This window comes from Microbacterium sp. HM-570 (assembly GCF_054165885.1).
The window spans coordinates 2,615,856-2,637,660 of record NZ_CM135111.1 but is presented as its reverse complement, the minus strand read 5'-3'; the positions used below and the strand labels follow the sequence as shown (position 1 = coordinate 2,637,660).

The 21,805-nt window shown below is 66.6% G+C and carries 18 protein-coding genes and 2 pseudogenes; 10 read left to right on the top strand and 10 right to left on the bottom strand.

Features of this window, described 5'->3' with window-relative positions; genetic code table 11:
• Positions 1-45 precede the first annotated feature (45 nt).
• Positions 46-972, top strand: coding sequence for a Bax inhibitor-1/YccA family protein (locus ACT9TC_RS12610; RefSeq protein WP_458040824.1), 927 nt, complete (start codon positions 46-48; stop codon positions 970-972).
• A 128-nt stretch (positions 973-1,100) separates the two neighbouring features.
• Positions 1,101-2,068 (top strand): annotated as a pseudogene (gene ligD, locus ACT9TC_RS12605) (non-homologous end-joining DNA ligase LigD).
• Positions 2,069-2,289: 221 nt separating this feature from the next.
• Here ligD and guaA read toward each other — a convergent pair.
• The 6 genes from guaA to guaB all read right to left on the bottom strand — a co-directional run bounded on the left by guaA (position 2,290) and on the right by guaB (position 8,798).
• On the bottom strand, positions 2,290-3,873 hold the full coding sequence (gene guaA, locus ACT9TC_RS12600; protein WP_458040823.1) for a glutamine-hydrolyzing GMP synthase: 1,584 nt from the start codon (positions 3,871-3,873) through the stop codon (positions 2,290-2,292).
• Positions 3,870-4,388 carry a DUF3817 domain-containing protein gene (locus tag ACT9TC_RS12595; RefSeq protein ID WP_458040822.1) on the bottom strand — a complete coding sequence of 173 codons (519 nt, stop codon included), beginning with the start codon at positions 4,386-4,388 and terminating at the stop codon, positions 3,870-3,872. The genes guaA and ACT9TC_RS12595 overlap by 4 nt, the downstream gene beginning before the upstream one ends.
• 81 nt (positions 4,389-4,469) lie before the next feature.
• The gene (locus ACT9TC_RS12590; protein ID WP_458042928.1) at positions 4,470-5,264 is read right to left on the bottom strand and encodes an SURF1 family cytochrome oxidase biogenesis protein; all 795 of its coding nucleotides are present in this window, start codon (positions 5,262-5,264) and stop codon (positions 4,470-4,472) included.
• 105 nt (positions 5,265-5,369) lie between these two features.
• On the bottom strand, positions 5,370-6,488 hold the full coding sequence (locus ACT9TC_RS12585) for a GuaB3 family IMP dehydrogenase-related protein (RefSeq protein WP_458042927.1): 1,119 nt from the start codon (positions 6,486-6,488) through the stop codon (positions 5,370-5,372).
• A 140-nt stretch (positions 6,489-6,628) separates the two neighbouring features.
• Positions 6,629-7,252 (bottom strand): TMEM175 family protein, encoded by a 624-nt coding sequence (locus ACT9TC_RS12580; protein WP_458040821.1) that lies wholly within the window; start codon positions 7,250-7,252, stop codon positions 6,629-6,631.
• Between the two features lie 43 nt (positions 7,253-7,295).
• Entirely contained in the window at positions 7,296-8,798 is a 1,503-nt protein-coding gene (guaB, locus tag ACT9TC_RS12575; protein ID WP_458040820.1) for an IMP dehydrogenase, read from the bottom strand.
• A gap of 245 nt (positions 8,799-9,043) precedes the next feature.
• Between guaB and ACT9TC_RS12570 the strand changes: the two genes are divergently transcribed.
• The 5 genes and pseudogenes from ACT9TC_RS12570 to ACT9TC_RS12550 all read left to right on the top strand — a co-directional run bounded on the left by ACT9TC_RS12570 (position 9,044) and on the right by ACT9TC_RS12550 (position 14,845).
• Positions 9,044-10,366, top strand: coding sequence for a branched-chain amino acid ABC transporter permease (locus tag ACT9TC_RS12570; protein WP_458040819.1), 1,323 nt, complete (start codon positions 9,044-9,046; stop codon positions 10,364-10,366).
• A 7-nt stretch (positions 10,367-10,373) separates the two neighbouring features.
• A complete protein-coding gene (locus ACT9TC_RS12565; RefSeq protein WP_458040818.1) occupies positions 10,374-11,354 on the top strand; it encodes a branched-chain amino acid ABC transporter permease in 981 nt (326 codons plus the stop codon).
• 115 nt (positions 11,355-11,469) lie between these two features.
• Positions 11,470-12,405: an ABC transporter ATP-binding protein gene (locus ACT9TC_RS12560; RefSeq protein ID WP_458042926.1), complete on the top strand. Its 936-nt coding sequence runs from the start codon at positions 11,470-11,472 to the stop codon at positions 12,403-12,405.
• On the top strand, positions 12,402-13,139 hold the full coding sequence (locus ACT9TC_RS12555) for an ABC transporter ATP-binding protein (RefSeq protein WP_458040817.1): 738 nt from the start codon (positions 12,402-12,404) through the stop codon (positions 13,137-13,139). The genes ACT9TC_RS12560 and ACT9TC_RS12555 overlap by 4 nt, the downstream gene beginning before the upstream one ends.
• Before the next feature lie 198 nt (positions 13,140-13,337).
• Positions 13,338-14,845 (top strand): annotated as a pseudogene (locus tag ACT9TC_RS12550) (IS1634 family transposase).
• A 183-nt stretch (positions 14,846-15,028) separates the two neighbouring features.
• Here the strand turns inward: ACT9TC_RS12550 and ACT9TC_RS12545 are convergent.
• The 3 genes from ACT9TC_RS12545 to groES form a co-directional block, all read right to left on the bottom strand.
• Entirely contained in the window at positions 15,029-16,300 is a 1,272-nt protein-coding gene (locus tag ACT9TC_RS12545; RefSeq protein WP_458040816.1) for an ABC transporter substrate-binding protein, read from the bottom strand.
• A gap of 176 nt (positions 16,301-16,476) precedes the next feature.
• Complete coding sequence (gene rarD / locus ACT9TC_RS12540) at positions 16,477-17,478, bottom strand: EamA family transporter RarD (RefSeq protein WP_458040815.1); 1,002 nt, start codon at positions 17,476-17,478, stop codon at positions 16,477-16,479.
• 109 nt (positions 17,479-17,587) lie between these two features.
• Positions 17,588-17,896: a co-chaperone GroES gene (gene groES, locus ACT9TC_RS12535; protein WP_396643155.1), complete on the bottom strand. Its 309-nt coding sequence runs from the start codon at positions 17,894-17,896 to the stop codon at positions 17,588-17,590.
• A 147-nt stretch (positions 17,897-18,043) separates the two neighbouring features.
• Between groES and ACT9TC_RS12530 the strand changes: the two genes are divergently transcribed.
• On the top strand, positions 18,044-19,234 hold the full coding sequence (locus ACT9TC_RS12530; RefSeq protein WP_458040814.1) for a THUMP-like domain-containing protein: 1,191 nt from the start codon (positions 18,044-18,046) through the stop codon (positions 19,232-19,234).
• A 71-nt stretch (positions 19,235-19,305) separates the two neighbouring features.
• Positions 19,306-20,208 carry an IS982 family transposase gene (locus ACT9TC_RS12525; protein ID WP_458040813.1) on the top strand — a complete coding sequence of 301 codons (903 nt, stop codon included), beginning with the start codon at positions 19,306-19,308 and terminating at the stop codon, positions 20,206-20,208.
• A gap of 50 nt (positions 20,209-20,258) precedes the next feature.
• Here the strand turns inward: ACT9TC_RS12525 and ACT9TC_RS12520 are convergent, their stop codons facing one another.
• Entirely contained in the window at positions 20,259-21,398 is a 1,140-nt protein-coding gene (locus ACT9TC_RS12520) for an IS630 family transposase (protein ID WP_458040812.1), read from the bottom strand.
• 70 nt (positions 21,399-21,468) lie between these two features.
• Between ACT9TC_RS12520 and ACT9TC_RS12515 the strand changes: the two genes are divergently transcribed.
• Positions 21,469-21,801: a hypothetical protein gene (locus ACT9TC_RS12515; protein WP_458040811.1), complete on the top strand. Its 333-nt coding sequence runs from the start codon at positions 21,469-21,471 to the stop codon at positions 21,799-21,801.
• Positions 21,802-21,805: the final 4 nt, after the last annotated feature.

Genomic DNA, 21,805 nt, shown 5'->3' with positions numbered 1-21,805 from the left:
ACAGCACACCGCTGTGGACCCCAATTTTGGAGTGTGAGCCAGGCCATGGCCCTCAATAACCCCGCGTTCAACAACCCGGCGTTCCAGGACCCCCGCGCCGTCCAGACCTACCCCGGTGGGTCACAGGCCGCGAACCTCCGCGGTGCGTCCTCGACGGCTTCCGCCTCGCGCGCAGGTCTCGACGTCGGCACCCAGGCGCAGATGGAGGGTGCGTACGCGGCCCCCGCCGCCGGAGCCCACCAGACCGACCGCATGACGGTCGAAGACACGGTCGTCAAGACCCTCGGACTCTTCGCCATCCTCCTCGTGACCGCCGTCGTCGGCTGGGTCTGGACGCTCGGCGCCCTCTCTCCCGCCGAGTCGACGAGCCAGAACATCCTGCCGCTGATCATCGGTGGCCTCGGTGGCTTCGTTCTCGCGATGGTCATCATCTTCACGTCGCGCAAGAAGGTCCGCCCCGGGCTGATCTTCGCGTACGCGGCCCTCGAGGGCCTCTTCATCGGCGGAATCTCGGCGATCTTCGAGTTCCAGCTGCCGGGCATCGTCATTCAGGCCACCCTCGCGACGCTCGCGGTCGTCGGTGTAACGCTGGCGCTGTTCGCGAGCGGGAAGATCCGCGCATCCAAGCGCGCAACCAAGGTCTTCCTCGTCGCGATGGTCGGATACCTGGCCTTCTCGCTGCTGAACCTGGTCCTCATGTGGACGGGTATTGCGCCTGGAGCCTTCGGTCTGCGCAGCGAGACGCTGAACATCATGGGCATCGAGATCCCGTGGGGCCTGATCATCGGTGTCTTCGTCGTCCTGATGGCCGCGTACTCGCTGGTGCTCGACTTCGACCAGATCCAGCGGGGTGTCCGCAACGGCGCCCCCCGTCAGCTCGCGTGGATGGGCGCCTTCGGCATCATGGTGACGGTCGTGTGGCTGTACGTCGAGATCCTGCGCATCATCGCGATCGTTCGCGGCAGCAACTAGCACCGCATTTGTATGGGGGGTCGTCCGGTTTCGGGAGGCCCCCTTTTCGCGTGCGTGCGCTCGCCTGTTTTCGTGCGCGGTCGGCACGAGCGGGTCTGGCCCCAGGCATCCGTCCCGCCTAGCCTGAGGTGATGGCTTCTTCAGCGCCCGCCGAGATCCTCGAGATCGACGGTCACGAGGTGCGCGTCAGCAACCCGAGCAAGGTCGTCTTCCCCGAGCCGGGGCTCACCAAGCTCGACATCGTCCGGTACTACCTGGCCGTCGCCGAGGGGGCGTTGCGGGGTGCCGGCGGTCGTCCGATGGTTCTCAAGCGCTTCGTTAAGGGCATCGGTGCCGAGGCCTTCTTCCAGAAACGCGTGCCCGAGAATCACCCAAGACCTCGGGGTCGCGGGGGCTGCACATCCTGGTGCGGATCGAGCCGCTCTGGACGTTCCGCGAACTGCGCGCCGCGGCCGAGGCGCTGGCCCGCGAAGTGGAAGCGCGTGCACCCGGGCTCGCGACCGCCCGGTGGTGGAAGGAGGAGCGCGGCGAGAGCGTGTTCGTCGACTTCAACCAGAACGCAAAAGATCGCACCGTGGCATCCGCGTACTCCATCCGTCCCCTGCCGGATGCGCGCGTGTCGACTCCCCTCGGATGGGACGAGCTGCGGACGCGCCGGCCCGAGGAGTTCACCGTTGCGACTGTCGTGCCGCGGTTTCGCGACATCGGCGACCCCCACGCGGGAATTGACGACGCGGCCGGGTCGCTCGACGGGCTGCTCGCACTGTCGGAAAGCCTGGGGCCCGCCGAGAAGCCGCCGCGCGCCGGCGACGGATCGGGGCGGCGGGTTTCGATGATGCCGCTGATCGAGGTCGCGCGGACCAAGACGAAGCCCGAGGCGCTGGAGGCGCTCGGGCGGTGGCGGGCGGAGCATCCCGAGGCGGCTGCTGCGCTCCATCCCGCGGACGAACTCGTCGACGGCATGCGCGGCAGTTCGTCGCTCTGGTACCGCGTGCGGGTCAATCTGCAGCATGTGCCCGAGGAGCAACGACCCGAGCAGGGGCCCTTGCTGGCCGACTACGACCCGTGGGCGGGCCGAACCTGGCCGGCGCGCTGAGCCCACACGGTCACAATTCAGTCTCGCCGGCACCGTGCTGCGCAGGCGCAGCACTCGACCCGCGGAATCACCGGGCCCACAGTCGCGCCTCGATTCGCGGAGACTGAATTGCGAACACGGTCAATGCGCAAACCCGGCCACTGCCCGGCCTCCGAGGGGTCGCCTCCGGCCCTGCCCCGTCCCTGGAATGCTGACGCGGGGAGCGAGAACCCCGCGTCAGCTCACTCCCACTCGATGGTGCCCGGCGGCTTCGACGTGACGTCGAGCACGACCCGGTTGACCTCACGCACCTCATTGGTGATGCGGTTCGAGATCTTCGACAGGACGTCGTAGGGCAGGCGCGTCCAGTCGGCCGTCATCGCGTCTTCCGACGAGACGGGCCGCAGCACGATCGGGTGGCCGTAGGTGCGACCGTCGCCCTGCACACCGACCGAGCGCACGTCGGCGAGCAGCACGACCGGGCACTGCCAGATCTCGCCGTCAAGTCCCGCGCGGGTCAGCTCTTCGCGGGCAATGGCGTCGGCGTCACGCAGAATTTCGAGGCGGTCAGCGGTAACCTCACCGACGATCCGGATGCCGAGGCCGGGCCCCGGAAAGGGCTGTCGTCCGACGATCACCTCAGGAAGACCGAGCTCGCGACCGATCGCACGCACCTCGTCCTTGAACAGGGTGCGCAGCGGCTCGACGAGTTCGAACTGCAGGTCTTCGGGCAGGCCACCGACGTTGTGGTGCGACTTGATGTTCGCGGTACCCGAGCCACCGCCGGACTCCACGACATCCGGGTACAGTGTGCCCTGCACGAGGAACCGGATGGGCTCCCCGTCTGCCGCGGCCTCGGCGACGAGCTCGCGCTCGACCTGTTCGAAGGCGCGAATGAACTCGCGGCCGATGATCTTGCGCTTCTCTTCGGGGTCGCTGACTCCGGCGAGTGCGTCGAGGAAGATCTGGCGGGCATCCACCGTCACGAGCCGCACACCTGTCGACTCGACATAGTCTTGCTCGACCTGCTCGCGCTCGCCCTTGCGCAGCAGGCCGTGGTCGACGAACACCGCGACGAGCTGGTCACCGACGGCCTCGTGCACGAGCGCCGTCGAGACGGCGGAGTCGACACCACCCGACAGGGCCGACAGCACCCGTGCCGAACCGACCTGCTCCCGGATGCGGGCGACCTGCTCGGCGATGACGTTGCCGCTGTTCCAGTCGGCGGGCAGTCCCGCGGCGTTGTGCAGGAAGTTCTCGATGACGCGCTGGCCGTGGTCGGTGTGCTTGACCTCGGGGTGCCACTGCACCCCGTACATCCGGCGCTCGTCGCTGCCGAAGGCGGCCACCGGGGTCGCTGTCGTCGACGCGAGCACGGTAAAGCCCTCGGGCGCCCGCGACACCTGGTCGCCGTGGCTCATCCACACGTTTTGCGCGGCGGGCTGGCCGGCGAGCAGCACTCCCCCATCGCCCTGGACCGAAGCATCCGTCGCCCCGTATTCACGCAACCCCGTGTGTGCGACCTCGCCGCCGAGGGCCTGGGCCATGACCTGAAAGCCGTAGCAGATGCCCAGTGTCGGCACGTCGAGATCGAACACCCCGGGGTCGAGCGCTGGCGCACCGGGCTCGTAGACCGACGACGGTCCACCCGACAGGATGAGTCCGACCGGGTTCTTCGCCGCGATCTCGGCCGCAGTGGCGGTGTGCGGCACGATCTCGCTGTACACCCCCGCCTCGCGCACACGCCGGGCGATCAGCTGCGCATACTGCGCGCCGAAGTCGACGACCAAGACGGGGCGCTGCGAGGTTTCTGTGGCTTCGGTCAACGCGGGCCTTCCGGAGTGGAGACAGGAGGGGATGCTTCGGATGCCTCGCGCTCGGCGAGATACGTACGCACCTCACGCGCGACGCGTGCCTCCATGAAAAAGGACAGCAGCGGGACGATGCCACCGAGGGCTAGCACGATGAAGCGCAGGAACGGCCAGCGCATCAGGCTCCAGATGCGGAAGCACGCGAAGAGGTAGACGACGTAGAACCAGCCGTGCACCACGAGGATCGCGAGCGAGACGTTGACCCCGTCGCCGGTCGACACCAACTCGCAACCGCTGCCCGGCAAGAAGAGCGAATTCCAGTTGCAGTCGGCGCCGACGATGACGGTCGCGAACCACAGGAACCCACCGGATCCCCCGAGGAACAGCTCGAGATGGATCGGTGTGTACTTCAGGATCATCTCGGCCACGAGCAGCAGCAGCCCGACGCCGGTGATGATCGAGGCGACCTGGTAGAACTTCAACGCCCCTCGGATCACCGGAAACGAGGCGAGTTTGGGGGCGCGTGGCATGTTCCCAGTCTACCGACGGTGGACGGGCACGGTTTCGCGCGCCATTCCCCGGGCGCCCGCAGCGGCGGAGAATGGGACGGCTCAGGATGCCTCGGCGCGGGCATCTTCCAGATCTTCGAGTTCCTTCTCCCAGGCGTCCCGCGCGAGGCGGTACCAGAGGTAGAAGGCGAAGCCCGCGAACACGGCCCACTCGGCGGCGTAGAAGATGTTGAGCAGATTGACCGTCGAAGCCTTATCTGGGGGCCGAGATGAGATCGGCACGAGCCCGGCGTCCTCCGCGGTCCCGCCAGGCTCGAGCAGGGCGAGGTAGGGGCGGTAGACCATCAGCTGATCGACGTCGTGCCATTCGCCGAGCAGTGCGGCGGGAGACATCCGCGTCATTTCGAACGGATCGGCTCCGCGGGGCGGCAGCTTCGGTCCCTCGTCGGAGATCACACGGCCTGTCACCGGGGTTGTGAGGCCGGCCGCTGTCGTCGCGGCGTTCTCGGACAGCTCGGATGCCGCGGCCTCTGCTCGCTCGAGGGTTGGCGCCCATCCAATGGCGACGGCGATCGAGGTCGGGTTGAGCGTGCCCTCGATCCGCAGCTGACCGGTGACCCAGTAGCCCTCGACGCCATCGTTGAAGCGCGATGTCACGACCAGGAAGTCTTCGGGCACCCAGGTTCCGGTCGTGGTGACCTGCTGACCGACGAACGGCTCTTCGAGGTAAGCACCGGGCTCAACGACCTCATCGAGCGGACGGACCTCCTCCGTCGCGCCGACGGCGGGCGGGTCGGTGTCGATCGCACGTTCGAGCTGCCACTGACCCAGCCATGCGAACGCGGCGGCGACGAGCAGGCACAGCCCGAGCATCAGGAGCCACTGCGGACGCAGCATGACCTCACGCAGCGTCGGCGGGAATACCTCGGGCTCGCCGGGGGCTGAGTGCCCGGGACCGGACGTCGCGCTCACACCGCTCACAAATTCATCCGTCGGATCAGTTCACACCGCGGAGTAGGGCGCGACCACGACTTCCACGCGCTGGAATTCTTTGAGGTCCGAGTAGCCCGTCGTCGCCATGGACTTGCGGAGGGCCCCGATCAGGTTCGCGGTGCCGTCCGCGACGGGCGCGGGGCCGTAGAGAATGCCCTCGAGCGAGGCGACCTGATCGACGCGGACGCGGTGGCCGCGGGGCAGCTTGGGGTGGTGCGCCTCGGGTCCCCAATGGAACCCCTGACCCGGGGCATCCGTCGCCCGCGCGAGCGCAACGCCGAGCATGACGGCATCTGCGCCCATCGCGAGGGCCTTGACGATGTCGCCTGAGGTGCCTACTCCCCCGTCGGCGATGACGTGCACGTAGCGCCCGCCCGACTCATCGAGGTAGTCGCGACGCGCGCCGGTGACATCGGCGACCGCGGTGGCCATGGGGGCGTGAACGCCGAGGGTCGCCCGCGTCGTGGACGCCGCACCCCCGCCGAACCCGACGAGAACGCCCGCGGCACCGGTTCGCATCAGGTGCAGCGCGGCCGTGTAGGTCGCGGCGCCTCCGACGATGACGGGAACGTCGAGGTCGTAGATGAACTTCTTGAGGTTGAGGGGGGCCGACACGCTCGAGACGTGCTCGGCGGAGACGGTCGTGCCCCGGATGACGAAGATGTCGACACCGGCGGCGACGACGGTCTCGTACAGCTCCTGTGTGCGCTGGGGGGTGAGCGCACCCGCGACCGTGACGCCCGCAGCGCGAATTTCGGCGAGGCGTGCGGTGACGAGCTCGGGCTTGATCGGCTCGGAGTACAGCTCTTGCATCCGCAGCGTGGCGTCGCCGTCTTCGCGACCGGCGATTTCGGCGAGGAGCGGCTCGGGGTCTTCGTAGCGCGTCCACAGACCCTCGAGGTCGAGAACGCCGAGCCCGCCGAGCTGGCCGAGCATGATGGCGGTCTGCGGGCTGACGACCGAGTCCATCGGGGCGCCCAACACCGGGATGTCGAATTGGAAGGCGTCGATCGACCAGGCGGTCGAGACATCCTCGGGGTTTCGCGTGCGCCGCGAGGGCACCACCGCGATGTCATCGAAGGTGTACGCGCGTCGCGCTCGCTTTGCGCGCCCCAACTCGATCTCCATGCTCACCCACCCAGCCTACCGGCTGACCCCGACAGCGCCCGCGGCCAGCTCGACCCGTCACTAACTGCTCGATGTGCGAAAGAGATCGAGCAGTCTGTGACAGGTCGGTGACGCCCGCCGAGCGTGCATTGCGAGCGCTGTCAGTCGCCGGCGCCGCGCAGCAGCCGGGTCACCAGCGGGTCGAGCAGGAAGAGGACGAAGGCCAACGATCCGATCAGCGGCGCGGTGAGGACCACGACCGCACCGATGAGCAGGGCGCTCAATCCGCCCCGTCCGTGAGACTTCGCTTCATCGTCGGTGAGGTCGGGAAGCATCGTCTCGCGTTGACGCACCGCCCAGCCCCACTGCAACCAGCTGAAGAGAATGGCCAAGAAGAAGGTGACGGGCATGAACAGCCGGCCAGCCAGCCATTCCGAGTACTCCGTGGTCATGCTGGTGGCGAAGGGGACGAGCACGATGAACAGCAACCTGGCGTTGTTCAACCAGACGATCGCGAAGTCGATGCGTGCGATGTGCTCGAACTGCCGCACATGCGTCGCCCAGAGCAGGCAGAGCAAGACGAAGCTGAGAGCGAAGTTCACGAACAGCTCCCACATACCGGCGAGCGCCGCCCACATCTCGGCATCCGAGGTGATGTCGCCGAACGCGTAGGTCGTGAGGTCGAGCACCAACAGAGTCGCGGCAATCGCGAAGACGCCATCGGTGAACGCCTCGAGCCGCCGCGTGTCTTGCGTGGCCGCCGGGTGGTTCCGCTGCCGAATCATGCGCCAAACATATCGATGGCCGCGACCCAGCGCCGCGCCGACCCTACTTCTTGTAGTTCGGCGCCTCGACGATGATCTGCACGTCGTGCGGGTGCGATTCCTTCAGCCCTGCCGAGGTGATGCGCACGAACTTGCCCTTGGCCTTGAGCTCGTCGATCGTGCGCGCGCCAACGTAGAACATCGACTGACGGAGTCCGCCGACGAGCTGGTACGCGACGGCCGACACGGGGCCTCGGTACGCGACCTGACCCTCGATGCCCTCGGGGATGAGCTTGTCGTCCGAGGGCACGTCCGCCTGGAAGTAACGGTCCTTCGAGTACGAGGTCTTCTTGCCGCGCGTCTGCAGCGCGCCGAGCGACCCCATACCGCGGTACTGCTTGAACTGCTTGCCGCCCTGGAACACGATCTCGCCCGGCGACTCGTCGGTTCCGGCGAGGAGCGAGCCGAGCATCACGGTGTCGGCTCCGGCGACCAGGGCCTTCGCGATGTCGCCCGAGTACTGCAGGCCACCGTCGGCGATAACCGGCACACCGGCCGGACGCGCGGCGAGGGATGCCTCGTACACCGCGGTGACCTGCGGCATCCCGACACCGGCCACGACGCGGGTGGTGCAGATCGAGCCCGGCCCGACACCGACCTTGACGGCGTCGACGCCCGCGTCGATGAGCGCCTGCGCACCCTCGCGGGTGGCGACGTTGCCACCGATGATGTCGATGTGGGCGAAGGATGCATCGGACCGCAGCCGCGTGATGATGTCGATGACGCCCGCGGACTGGCCGTTGGCGGTGTCGACGACCAGCACATCGACGCCCGCGTCGCGGAGCGCTTCGGCGCGCTCCCACGCATCGCCGAAGAATCCGATCGCCGCACCGACACGAAGTCGACCCTGGTCATCCTTCGTCGCGAGGGGGTACTTCTCGCTCTTGTCGAAGTCCTTGATGGTGATAAGGCCCGCGAGCTTGCCGTCGTCGTCGATCAGCGGCAGCTTTTCGACACGGTGCTTGGCGAACGTCGCAATGACGTCGTTCGCGCCGATGCCGACCTTCGCGGTGATGAGGCCCTCGCTCGTCATCACGTCGCGCACGAGCGTGGTCTGGCGCTCGAAGCCCGAGACGAAGCGCATGTCGCGGTTCGTGATGATGCCGACGAGCCGTCCATCGTCGTCCACAACGGGCAGACCCGAGATGCGGTACTGCGCGCACTGCGCGTCGACCTCTTCGACGGTCGCGTCGGGGCGGGTGGTGATGGGATCGGTGATCATGCCGGACTCGCTGCGCTTGACGCGGTCGACCTGCGAGGCCTGGTCCTCGATGGACAGATTGCGGTGCAGGATGCCGAGGCCGCCCTCGCGCGCGATCGCGATCGCCATGCGGGCTTCGGTGACCGTGTCCATCGCCGACGACACCAGGGGTGTTGCCACCGTGATCCGCCGCGTCAGCCGCGAGGACGTGTCGGCCTCGCTCGGAATCACGTCGGTGTGGCCAGGCAGTAGTAACACATCGTCGTACGTCAGTCCGACAAAACCGAACGGATCGTAATCGGGCATGTACGCGCTCCTCGTGCGGTGAGATCGGGGTGCGGATCGATGTGTTTCCACGCGAAGCATCCGCTTGATGAAGTCTAAGCGGCGCGCGTGTGCGAACATTCCTCCGGGAGCGTTCCCATTGCGCATCGGTAACGGCTGACGTTTGAGCGATGGGCGAAACAATGCCGACACATTACGCTCGTACCGTCGTCCATCGATGCCGATGCGACGCGACCATCGGTTAACGGTGCCCGACTGGAGGATCTGTGAGTCCCACGACCGCTACGGCGAGACGTTCCCGCGGGGGGACTCTGCTCACCATAGGAGCACTCTTCGGCGTGCTCTTCGCGCTGATGAGCCTGACCGCATCCCCGGCCTTCGCGGCCGAGGACGACCCCTACCGCATCAGCGGCAACGTGCAGCTCGACGGTGCTCCCCTCGAGGGCATTCGACTCGTCATCGACGGCCCCGGCGGTGAGCAAGAAGTCGAGACGGATGCCGAGGGCCAGTGGCGCGTCGGCGTTCCCGAGCGCGGCGAGACCTACACGGTCACGCTCGACGAGGACACGCTGCCCGAGGGCATCGCGGTCGTCAACGACGAGGACGATACCCCCAACGAGCAAGAGGTCGAGATGGGCGCCGGTGGGCGCGTCACCGTCAACTTCTTCATCGGCGAGGGTGAGCGAAGCGTCACGAGCTTCGCCGACCAGCTCATCCAACGCATCGTGCAGGGCCTGAGCTTCGGCCTCATGCTGGCCCTCGCGGCCGTCGGCCTGTCGCTCGTCTTCGGCACCACGGGCATCTCGAACTTCGCGCACGGCGAGATGGTCACTTTCGGCGCCGTCGTGGCGCTCACGCTCGTCGGACCGGCCAGCCTCGCGCTGCCGGTGTGGCTCGGCTTCCCGCTGGCGGTGATCCTCAGCGCGGGCCTCGGGCTCGTGCTGGACATGATCCTGTGGAGACCCCTGCGCCGAAGGCGAGTGGGTGTCGTTCAGCTCATGATCGTCAGCATCGGCCTGTCCCTCGCCCTCCGATACACGTTCCAGTTCTTCATCGGTGGCGGGACGAGCCAACTCCCCTACGCATCCGAGCCGAAGATCCAGCTGTTCGGATCCGTGCAGATGAGCATCATCGACATGGTCTCGATCGCGATCTCGATCATCGTCATCATCGCGTTCGCGGTCTGGCTCACGCGCAGCCGCCTCGGCAAGGCCACACGCGCGATCTCCGACAACCCCTCGCTCGCCGCCGCCTCCGGCATCGACGTCGACTTTGTCGTCCGCGTCGTGTGGGTCATCGCCGGTGGGCTCGCGGGTCTCGCCGGCATCCTGTACGCCTACTACCGTCCCGGTATCAAGTGGGACATGGGATCGCAGGTGCTGCTGCTGATGTTCGCGGCCGTCATCCTCGGTGGTCTCGGGACGGCCTACGGCGCCCTGGTCGGCGCCATCATCGTCGGCCTGCTCGTCGAGGTGTCGAGCCTGTGGATCCCCGCCGACCTGAAGTACGCCAGCGCGCTCTTCATCCTCATCGTGATCCTGCTGTTCCGGCCCCAGGGGATCCTCGGCCGACGCGAGAGAATAGGTTAGGCGCACCATGGACTTGCTCCAGATCCTCTCGAACTCGGCCTCGTCGATCCTCAGCCCCGCGACGATCGGCTACGCACTCGCCGCCCTCGGTCTCGCGGTCCACTTCGGCTACACCGGCCTGATCAACATGGGCATTGCCGGCTTCATGGCCATCGGCGCCTACGGCTACGCGATCGGCGTGCTCACCTTCGGCCTCGAATGGTGGCTCGCGGCGATCGCGGGACTCGTGGCGTCGGCGATCTTCGCCGTCATCCTCGGTATCCCGACGTTGCGCCTACGCGGTGACTACCTCGCTATCGTCACGATCGCCGCTGCGGAGGTCGTGCGTCTGCTGTTCTTGACCACCGCGTTCGACGAGTACACCGGCTCGGCCGACGGCCTGAGCGGCTACCACTCGAGCTTCCGGGCGTCGAACCCGTTGCCCGAGGGCACTTACGGCTTCGGTCCGTTCACGTACAACGAGACGCAGTGGTGGGTCCGCATCATGGGCCTCCTGACGCTCGGCTTCGCCGTGCTGGTGGTCTGGATGCTGATGCGCAGCCCGTGGGGCCGCGTGCTGAAGGGCGTCCGCGAAGACGAAGACGCCGTGCGCGCGCTCGGCAAGAACGTCTACGCCTACAAGATGCAGTCGCTGGTGCTGGGTGGTGTGCTCGCCGCGGCGGGCGGCATCGTCTACGCCCTGCCGTCGGCCGTCAGCCCCGGCGTGTACGTCACGTCGCTGACGTTCTTCGTGTGGACGGCCCTGCTGCTCGGCGGCGCGGCGACCGTGTTCGGTCCGCTGCTGGGTTCGCTCATCTTCTGGGTGCTGCAGACCTTCCTGAGCAACTTCCTCCCGGCGCTCGTCACGGCCGGGGTCCTTCCCTTCATGTCGCAGATCCAGGCCGGAACCCTTCGATTCATCCTCGTCGGCGTCGCCCTCATGCTGCTCGTGATCTTCATGCCGCAGGGAATCCTCGGCAACAAGAAGGAGCTGACCTTTGTCAAATAACGGGCAGTCAAGTAACGAGCAGTCGGGCGCCGATCACACGACGACCGGTCAGCTGGGCGAAGAGGCCTCGGGAGCGCCCCTCACGGCGCCTGTCGAACGCCCCAAGACCACCGGATTGCACGTGGGCGAGGCGGTGCCTGGTGCCAAGAAGGTCGATCCGATCATCGTCGCCGATCATGTGCGCCGCACGTTCGGCGGTGTCACGGCGGTCGACGTGGAGCATCTCGAGATCCCACGCGGCGCGATCACCGCACTGATCGGCCCGAACGGTGCCGGCAAGACCACGCTCTTCAACCTGCTCACCGGTTTCGACAAGCCCGACGAGGGCGACTGGAGCTTCAACGGCAGATCGCTGTCGGGCGTCCCCGCGTTCCGCGTCGCGCGGTTGGGGATGGTCCGCACGTTCCAGCTGACAAAAGCACTGGGCCTCTTGACGGTGCTCGAGAACATGAAGCTCGGGGCGACGGGTCAGCGCGGCGAGAAGTTCTGGCAGGCGCTCATTCCCGCGATTTGGCGCAAGCAGGACTCGAGCATCGACAGCCAGGCCGAGGTGCTGTTGAAGAAGTTCAAGCTCGACGCCAAGTCGAGCGACTTCGCGGCGAGCCTCTCGGGTGGTCAGCGAAAGCTGCTCGAGATGGCGCGGGCACTCATGACCAAGCCGACGCTCGTCATGCTCGACGAGCCGATGGCCGGCGTGAACCCGGCACTCACGCAGTCGTTGCTCGACCACATCCTCGATCTGAAGGATGAGGGCATGACGGTGCTGTTCGTCGAGCACGACATGCACATGGTGCGCCACATCGCCGACTGGGTCATCGTCATGGCCGAGGGTCGTGTGGTCGCCGAGGGCGACCCGCACACGGTCATGCGCAACCCGGCGGTGATCGACGCGTATCTCGGCGCACACCAAGAGCTCGACCTGGGCGTCGTCACCGGGCGTATCACGGCGATCGAGGCCGACCCGACGACGGATGCCGGGGCATCCGCTCAGGCAAACGCGACGCTGCTGGTCGACGAGGGCGTTGCCGAAGACGAGGAGAACCGCTCATGAGCACGGTAGCCACCGAAACCCCCGTCGTCTTCGTCGATAACGTCCACGCCGGGTATCTGCCGGGTGTCAACATCCTGAACGGCTGCTCGCTGGTCGCAAACCAGGGAGAGCTGATCGGCATCATCGGTCCGAACGGCGCCGGCAAGTCGACGTTGCTGAAGGCGATCTTCGGCCAGGTGAACGTGCGCGAGGGCTCGATCACCCTGCAGGGCGACGACATCACGGGCCTGCGCGCCAACAAGCTCGTCGCGCGCGGCGTGGGGTTCATCCCGCAGAACAACAACGTCTTCCCGACGTTGACGATCGAAGAGAACCTGCAGATGGGTCTGTACCAGCGCCCGTCCGCCTACAAGGAGCGCCTCGAGTTCGTGACGAGCATCTTCGCAGAGCTCGGCAAGCGCCTCAAACAGCGTGCTGGTTCACTCTCGGGTGGTGAGCGTCAGATGGTGGCGATGAGCCGCGCCCTGATGATGGATCCGAAGGTGCTGCTGCTCGACGAGCCGTCCGCGGGCCTCTCGCCCGTGCGTCAAGATGAGGCGTTCATCCGCGTTTCCGAGATCAACAAGGCCGGGGTGACCTGCATCATGGTCGAGCAGAACGCTCGGCGCTGCCTGCAGATCTGCGACCGCGGCTACGTGCTCGACCAGGGCCGCGACGCATACACCGGAACGGGGCGCGAGCTGCTCGGCGACCCGAAGGTCACCGAGCTGTACCTCGGCACGCTCGGCACCTGACCCCCTCTTCACGACGAAGGACCGGAGCCCTTCCTGCGCCCGAGAGTGCCCGTCCTGGGCCCGAGAGTGCCCGTTCCAGCCCTGACCTGAGTCGTGCCACTTTTTCGTGATTTGGGGTTTTGGGGTCGGAGTTCGTTGATTTTCCGGGGGTGCTGGTGTCCGGGCGGGGCACTAATGGACGGCTTTTAGACTGCTCGGATGGGCTTGTTCGTGCGGAAGGTGCCAACTTCCTCGGGCGCGACGGCGGTGCAGATCGTGCGGAAGCACCGCGGCGTCCGCACGATCGTGGAACACATCGGCTCCGCGCATGACGACGCTCAGCTCGCCGTGCTGGTGCAGATCGCGAAGGACCGGATTCAGGCCGGGCAGCTCGCGTTCGATCTGGACGCGCTGGGCCCGGCGTCGCCGGTGACGGCGGCGCCGATCGTGACAGGCAGTTCCTCGCGTGTGCTTTGGGAGGTGCTCGAGGGTGCGTATGTTCGGCTCGGGTTCGACGTCGTGGGCGACGACACGTTCCGGAAACTCGTGCTCGCTCGGGCGGTGGAGCCGACGTCGAAAGCAGACACGATCCGTGTCCTCGGTGAGCTCGGCGTTCCGGCGGCATCGTTGCGGACGATCTGGCGGACCCTGGCCCGTTGTGTTGAGCAGGACTGGCGTGACCAGGTCTCCCGCGCCGCTTACGCTCACGCCACGAAGGCGGGGGAACTGTCCCTGGTGCTCTACGACGTCACGACCCTGTATTTCGAAGCCGAAGACGAGGACGATCTCCGCAAGGTCGGGATGAGCAAAGAACGCCGCGTGGACCCGCAGATCGTCGTCGGGCTGCTGGTCACCCCCGGCGGGTTCCCGTTGGAGGTCCACGCGTTCACCGGCAACACCGGCGAAACGACCACCCTCCTCCCGGTGTTGCGGTCCTTCCAAGACCGCCACGGTGTCAAAGACATCGTCGTGGTTGCCGATGCGGGGATGCTCTCCGCCTCGAATCTGAACGCGCTCGAAGATGCCGGGTTCTCGTTCATCGTCGGGTCCCGGATCAGTAAAGCCCCCGACGACCTCATCGAACACTTCACCATCGGGACCGCTCTCCACGACGGGGAAACCCTCGAATCGAAACGGATCATGGGGGTCGGGCCGAACGCGCGTGAGCGGCGGATCGTCTACCACTACTCAGCGAAACGCGACCGGCGGGATAACCACACGTTGGACAAGCAGGTCGAACGCGCGCAGAAGGTCGTTGACGGAACCAGGCCGGTGAAGAAGGACCGGTTCGTGAAACTCACCGGCAGCAGCCGAGACATCGACCAGACCCTGGTGGATCGGGCCCGGCAAGTCGCTGGCTTGAAGGGCTACGTCAGCAACATCCCCGCGATCCGGCTCGACGGGCGCGAGGTCGTGGCCGCGTACACGAGCTGTTCCAGGTCGAACGATCGTTCCGGATGGCGAAAACTGACCTCCAAGCCAGGCCGATGTTCCACCATCAGCACGACTCGATCCAAGCCCACCTCACGATCGTGTTCACCGCCCTCGCCATCTCACGCCACCTGCAAGACACCACAGGGGTCAGCATCCGTCGACTCGTCCGCACCCTCCGGCCCCTCCGAGACGTCACCATCCGCATCGCCGGGAACGACATCACCGCAACAACACCGCCCGGACCCGACGCCGCGGCGATCCTCGACACGATCGCCGCCGACACAGGGCACTAAAGTGGCACGAGTCAGGCCTGAGGGTTCCTGCCTTAATCAGAACGGGCACCCTCGCGCGAGAAACGGGCACCCTCGCGCGTAGAACGGGCACCCTCGCGCGTGAAACGGGCACCCTCGCGCCCCCGGAAACGACAGAGGGGCCCCGGCCCGAAGACCGGGGCCCCTCTGTGGGATACGTGGGATTTAGCCCATGTATGCCGAGTAGGTGTTGTCGTCACCGAACTCGTAGATGCCGATCGACGCCTCGGTCGGGTCGCCGACCTCGTCGAACGTGATCGGACCCGAGATGCCGTCGTAGTCGGCAACTCCGCCACCGAGGATGACGTCGGCGCACTCCGCGTACGTGGTGCAGGTTTCACCCTCACCCGAACCACCGGAGACCTCGATGAGAGCCTCGGCGATCGCCGCACTCTCGGTCGAACCGGCAGTGAGCGAGGCCAGGGCCAGCAGGATCGTCGCGTCGTAGGACTCGGCAGCGTAGCTGTAGTCCTCGAGCGGCGCGGTGCCCTCTGCCTCGAGGAACGCGTCGAGCTCGCTCGTGAAGTCTGCGATCGAGTCGATCGACAGGCCCGGGAGCGTGCCCTTGGCACCCGTGAGGGAACCGGCCGGGAAGGCGTCTGCGAAGTTCTTCAGGTTGCCGTCGACGAAGTACAGCTTGTCGGCGGGAATCTGACCGAACAGGCTCGGCAGCATGGTCGAGACCTCGTCGAACGTGATCAGGGCGATCGCGTCGGGGTCGGCCGCGAGGACCTCGCTGATCTGAGCGTCGAAGGTCGCGTCACCCGTGTTGTACGTCGGGGCTGCGACGACCTCGCCACCGGCGGCTTCGAAGGCCTCGGTGACGTAGCCCGCCAGTCCGGTGCCGTACGAGTCGTTCAGCACGATCATGCCGAGCGTCTGGTTGCCGTCCTCGGCGATCAGGTTGCCGAGCACCTCGCCCTGCAGCACGTCCGAGGGAGCGGTACGGAAGTACAGCCCGTCGTCCTCGTAGGTGGTGAAGGCGTCCGACGTGTTGGCCGGGGAGAACAGGATGGTTCCCGCGCCAACGACCTGGTCGATGAACTGCAGGGAGACACCCGACGATGCGGCACCGATGATCGCCGAAACGTCCTCGCCGAGCAAGCGGGGGATCTCGGTCTCGTAGGCCTTGTTGTCGGTGTCACCCGAGTCGCCGTAGACGGGGTCGACCGTGAGGCCGGTTTCGGCCGAGATCTCGTTGATCTGCGAGACGGCATAGGCGACGCCGGCCTCTTCGGGCGGGCCGAGGAAGGCGAGGTTACCGGTCTGCGGCAGCGCCGTTCCGATCTTGAGGGTCATGTCTTCGCCGGCCTCGGGAGCGGCAGACTCAGTGTCGCCACCGCCGCTGGCACAACCTGCGAGAACGAGCGCACTGACACCGACCACGGCGATACCGCCGAGGACCTTGCCCGTACGCGAACGTGTGAAGAAGTTCATATTGCTCCTAGCTGTGGACGAACTCCGGGCCGCACCGAAGGCGACCCTATTGGCTTCACACTATGCGGAGCGGCGTCTCGCGGATGTTGCGGTGCGTTAACGATGTGAAACAGTACGGTCACAGCGTGATAACGCTCCCATCCCCCGAACGGCGGGAATGTCGACCGGAACGACGATCAGGTCAGAGAAGCGACATCCGAAACGCCCCGACCACGACGCGAGAACAGCACCGAGTCCACGGAGAGGATGATCAGCGCCACCCAGACCAGTCCGAAGCCGACCCATCGCTCGAGCGGCATGGGTTCGCCGAGGACCCATGCCCCGATGATGAACTGCAGCACCGGCGCGATGAACTGTAAGAGGCCGATCGCGGTGAGCGGCACCCGTCTGGCCCCGGCGGCGAACAGCAGTAAGGGGACCGCGGTGATGATGCCAGCGAGCGAGAGCAGGACGGTGTGCACCGGGCTGACCGTGCCCAGCGTGATACCCGCGGTCACGCCGACGACGATGAGCTGCACGATCGCGACGGGCAGCAACCAGAACGACTCGAGCGTCAGGCCCCCGACCGCGTCGACGGCGGGACCAACCTGCTTCTTGATCAGGCCGTAGATCCCGAACGAGAAGGCGAGCGTCAATGACACCCAGGGGAAGGCGCCGTACCCGACGACGATCACGAGGACCGCTGCGAGGCTGATGCCGATCGCGATCCACTGGGTCAGGCGCAGCCGCTCGCGCAGAACGAAAACGCCGAGCAGTACCGTCACAATCGGGTTGATGAAGTATCCGAGACTCGTCTCGATCACGTGCCCCGTCAGGGTGGCGAGGATGTAGACCTGCCAGTTGACGTAGATGACGACTCCGGCGATCGCCGTCAGCAACAGCAGCCGCGGCTGTCGCACGATCCGGCCGAACGCGGGCCACGAACGCGTGACCGTCAAGAGCAGAACGCAGAAGACGAAGGCCAGCAGGATGCGCCAGGCCACGATCTCCCACGGCCCTGTCGGCACGAGCAAGAGGAAGTACAGGGGCAGGAAGCCCCAGATCAGGTAGGCGCCCATGGCGGACGCGACGCCGATGCTGCGTTCGCGTACTTCGGCGGCGGCGCTCGCCTCGGCTGCGGCACTCGACTTGGTGGGTCCGACCGACCCGCGGGGATTCTCGGTCGGATCCTGTGTCACCTCAACAGCCTACGGGCGGCGACCACGGCCGCAGGGCGTTTCGCAGATCACCGCGGAACGACGAAGGACCGGATGCCGAGGCATCCGGTCCTTCGTGTGTGTCAGTCGCTCAGCGAACGACGACCGCGAGCACGTCGCGGGCCGAGAGCACGAGCAGGTCGTCGCCACCGAACTTGACCTCGGTGCCGCCGTACTTGCTGTAGATCACGCGGTCACCGACGGCGACATCGAGCGGGATGCGGTTGCCGTTATCGTCGATCCGCCCCGGGCCCACCGCGACGACCTCGCCCTCCTGGGGCTTCTCCTTCGCGGTGTCGGGGATGACCAGGCCGGAAGCCGTCGTCTGCTCTGCCTCGACCTGGCGGATGACGATGCGGTCCTCGAGCGGCTTGATGGAAACCTGAGTGGAAACCGTCACGGTTAACCTCTTTCTTGATCCAAGACTTATTAGCAACCTCGATGCGAGAGTGCTAATGCCAGTGTAGGCAACCGTTGGCACTCACGCAACGCGAGTGCCAACGAGCGGGGACGAATCGGATGCTGCGGCCCCGCCTAGGCTGGATGTGTGGAGATGGCCGAGCTGAGGGCGCTGCTGACGCCCGAGGGGCTGCGGCTGCTCGACGCGACCGCGCCGCTCACCACGTCGGCGGACGTCGCTCGCGAGGTGACGCGTCTGCGCGCTGCCGGGCACTCCCCCGACCTGGTGTCGGCCGTCGTCGGCCAGGCTCGCCTACGGACGCGTGCGGAGTCGAAGTTCGGGCCTCTCGCCGCCCGCATGCTGTTCACCCGAGCCGGGCTCGAGCAGTCGACGCGACTGCCCGTCGCCGCCCTGCACGCCGGGCGGTTCCGTGCCGCGGGCCTGGCAAGCGTCGCCGACCTCGGCAGCGGGATCGGCGGCGATGCCCTCGGGTTCGCCGGCATCGGCATTGACGTCCTCGCGGTGGACGCCGACGAGGTCACGGCCGCGATCGCTGCGTACAACCTCGCACCCTTCGGCTCGGCAGCGGAGGTGCGCCATGCCCAGGCGGAGGACGTCGATGTTTCGGGCTTCGAGGGCGTCTGGTTGGACCCCGCACGTCGCACGGCCGGTCATACCGAGACATCCCGCCTCTCGCGTCCCGAGGACTACTCGCCCGCGCTCGATTGGGCGTTCGCACTGGCGACGCAGAAGCCGACGGGTATCAAGCTGGGCCCCGGCTTCGACCGCGATCGCCTGCCGACGTTCGCCGAAGCGCAGTGGATGACCGCGGATGGCTCGACGATCGAACTCGTTCTGTGGTCGGGCGAGCTCGCGCGGCCGGGGATCACCCGTGCCGCCGTCGTCATGACCGACGGCCAATCGCACGAACTGACCGCGCCCGCCGACAGCGAGGATGAGCCGGTGCATCCTCTCGGCGCGTTCATTCACGAACCGGCCGGGTCGGTCATCCGCGCGCGTCTCGTCGGCGACATCGCGCGGACCCTCGACGCCGGACCCATCGCACCCGGCATCGCCTACCTGACCGGCGACACCGCACTGACGAGCCCTTTCGTGTCGAGCTTCCGGGTGCGCGAGCAGCTGCCTGCCGATGTGAAAAAACTTGCACGGGCTCTCCGCGAGCGGGGCATCGGACGCCTCGAGATCAAGAAGCGCGGCGTGGACGTCGACCCCGCCGTTCTCCGCACGAAGCTCGGGCTCACGGGCGATGCATCCGCGACCCTGCTGTTGACGCGGATCGGATCGACGCGCATCGCGGTACTCGCCGACCGCGTCTAGATGAGTGAGTCCGTTTGGCTGGGTCGGCGTGGATGCTGTTAATCGCAGGCGGAGGGTGTTAACCCCGGTGTGTGAAAACTGAACTCAACACCCTCCTGATCACACTCTACGTCCACCTCGATGACCGGATCCTGCCCGCGATCGGCTTCACCCGCGATCACCACCCGGGCCGCAAACCCGCCCTCAACGACGCGGAATTGCTCTGCCTGCTGGTCGCGCAACACCTGCTCGGGATCGCGTCGGATCGGAAATGGATCCGATACGCGCACGCTCACCTGAAGGGCATGTTCCCGAACCTGCCCGGCCAGTCCGGGTGGGGCAAACGCGTCCGCCAATCCACCGGGCTTCTCTCTGCGGTGATCACCGAGCTGGCCCGTGACACCCCGTCCTGGGGTGAGATCACCCGGCTGGTGGACTCGACCCCGTTACCGTGCGGGAAATCGCGGGAGACCGTGAAACGCTCAGACCTTGCCGGGCACGCCGACTACGGATACTGCGCATCCCACTCCCGATACTTCTGGGGCTTCCGGCTCTATCTGATCTGCACTCCCGACGGAATGCCCGTGATCTGGGGACTCGCGAGCCCGAAGATCGGTGAACGCGAAGCCACCCAAGCGATGCTCGACCACGACAGACACCTCATCCAGCCTGGACAGGTCATCGTTGGCGACAAAGGCTTCGCTGGGAAGCAGTTCGAGGACTTCGTCACCAACGAACTCGGCGCGCACCTGATCCGCCCCGACCGCAAAGACGAGACCCCCAGGTTCGGGAAACTCGGCAGCATCCGACAATGGGTCGAGTCCGTGTTCGACACCCTCAAAGGCCAACTCACCCTCGAAGACCACGGCGGCAGAACCCCCGCAGGCGTCTACTCCCGCGTCGCCGCAAGACTCCTCGCCCTCGCCGCCGGCATCTGGCACAACTGGCTCACCAACGCCCCCGCCAAACGCTCCCTCATCGCCTACGACCACTGAACCAAACGGACTCACTCATCTAGTGGGTGTCTCCGTTAGTTCGTCGGGGGTCATGCTGTTGCGTGTTCGTGTCGGTTGATGCGTTCGAGGAGGTCGTGTAGGGCGGTGCGTCCGAATCGCCAGTCGAACGGGGTCGCGGTGGCGTTGTAGCGTTCCTGGAATGTGAGGAGGCGTTGTTCGAGGACGGTCAGGTTCTCGAAGTCTTGAGGTTTGACGACCTTGCGCTGCACGATGGAGAAGTAGATCTCGACCTGGTTCAGCCAGGACGCGTGCACCGGCAGGTGCACGAGCGTCGCATTGGGGAAGGCGTCTTTCATTCGTTGGATGGAGGCGTTCCCGTTGTGGGAGGAGCCATTATCGACGACCCAGAAAACTCGGCGGGCCGACGCGTAGGGTTCGGTCGTCATCACCTGCTCAACGAGTTCGGTGAATGGCGTGATACCGGTGGTCGGAGCGCACCGGCCGATCACTTTCGCGTGGTGCACGTCGTAGGCGGCGAGATAGGCGAGGGTGCCGCCGCGACGATATTCGAACTCGACTCGCCGCAGCCTGTCTGGTGCCGGGGGCAGGCCCGGGTGGCGGCGGTGCAAGGCCTGCAACTGGGACTTCTCATCGGCGCTGATGACGTAGTCGTCGGCGCCGAGCGGTTCGCCGTCCCAGACTCGGCTGTAGAGGTCGAGCACCCGGCCGGCCTTGAACGCGAAGTTTTCATCACGGGGGAAGATCCAGGACCGGTGTTGCCAGGGCTTGATCGCGTCCGCATCCAACCAGCGGCGGACCGTGGACGCTGACACGGCAGACACGATCCCGCGAGCCGCTGCCTCGGAGGCAAGCTCAGCGTGAGACCACCGCGAGAGAGGAACCCCGGTCTCGGCGGGCAGCTGGCAGGCCAGCGCCTTGACTTCCGCGACTGCAGTGACAGCGAACACGGGAGGTCGCCCGGCGCGCGGCAGGTCGCCCAGCCCGCCCAGACCGCGGTGCGCGAATCGTGAGCGCCACTTGCGAACCGTGTCCACGTGCACGCCGAGCCGGTCGGCAATCTGCTGATTCGGTGTCCCCCGCGCAGCGGCGAGGATGATCCGGGCGCGCTGCGCCTCGCGGACCTCCGCTCGCACCCGTCGCGCCCGGCGGGACAGTTCGGCTCGTTCCGCGTCGGACAGTTCGATCACATGGGCACTGATCGCATGCATGATCAGGGGTTAACAGGGTCACGCGGGGATCTTGTGGCGACACGCGGACCCGGTCCGCGATCATGGTGACATGGCAGCCATCCCCGCATCCACGAGGTCTTCTCTCTCGCAGCGCCTCAACGCTCACGCCCGGGCACGATGGCCGCAACTGACCAACGTTTCCGTCACCTACCGCGGCCAGTTCGCATACATCGAAGGCACCGACGATCACGGCGAGCAACTGCGTCTGTGCCGACTCCGCTACGTCGGATACGCCAGCCAGTGGGGCTTCGCGATCTACCGCGCCAGCCACGACGACTACCAGCAAGCGTTCCTTCCCGGCGGCTGGCAAGCTGGCACCCCCGAAGACGCGCTCGACACAGCCTGCGGACTCTACCTCGGCGACCCCACCGCCTGGACCTGACCCC

What these genes read in the sequence shown, in the direction of transcription:
- ACT9TC_RS12545 (WP_458040816.1), bottom strand. Translation starts at nt 16,300, where the DNA reads ATGAACTTCTTCACACGTTCGCGTACGGGCAAGGTCCTCGGCGGTATC.
- ACT9TC_RS12515 (WP_458040811.1), top strand. Translation starts at nt 21,469, where the DNA reads ATGGCAGCCATCCCCGCATCCACGAGGTCTTCTCTCTCGCAGCGCCTC.
- ACT9TC_RS12565 (WP_458040818.1), top strand. Translation starts at nt 10,374, where the DNA reads ATGGACTTGCTCCAGATCCTCTCGAACTCGGCCTCGTCGATCCTCAGC.
- ACT9TC_RS12520 (WP_458040812.1), bottom strand. Translation starts at nt 21,398, where the DNA reads ATGCATGCGATCAGTGCCCATGTGATCGAACTGTCCGACGCGGAACGA.
- ACT9TC_RS12590 (WP_458042928.1), bottom strand. Translation starts at nt 5,264, where the DNA reads ATGCTGCGTCCGCAGTGGCTCCTGATGCTCGGGCTGTGCCTGCTCGTC.
- ACT9TC_RS12585 (WP_458042927.1), bottom strand. Translation starts at nt 6,488, where the DNA reads ATGGAGATCGAGTTGGGGCGCGCAAAGCGAGCGCGACGCGCGTACACC.
- ACT9TC_RS12580 (WP_458040821.1), bottom strand. Translation starts at nt 7,252, where the DNA reads ATGATTCGGCAGCGGAACCACCCGGCGGCCACGCAAGACACGCGGCGG.
- ACT9TC_RS12555 (WP_458040817.1), top strand. Translation starts at nt 12,402, where the DNA reads ATGAGCACGGTAGCCACCGAAACCCCCGTCGTCTTCGTCGATAACGTC.
- ACT9TC_RS12595 (WP_458040822.1), bottom strand. Translation starts at nt 4,388, where the DNA reads ATGCCACGCGCCCCCAAACTCGCCTCGTTTCCGGTGATCCGAGGGGCG.
- ACT9TC_RS12610 (WP_458040824.1), top strand. Translation starts at nt 46, where the DNA reads ATGGCCCTCAATAACCCCGCGTTCAACAACCCGGCGTTCCAGGACCCC.
- guaB (WP_458040820.1), bottom strand. Translation starts at nt 8,798, where the DNA reads ATGCCCGATTACGATCCGTTCGGTTTTGTCGGACTGACGTACGACGAT.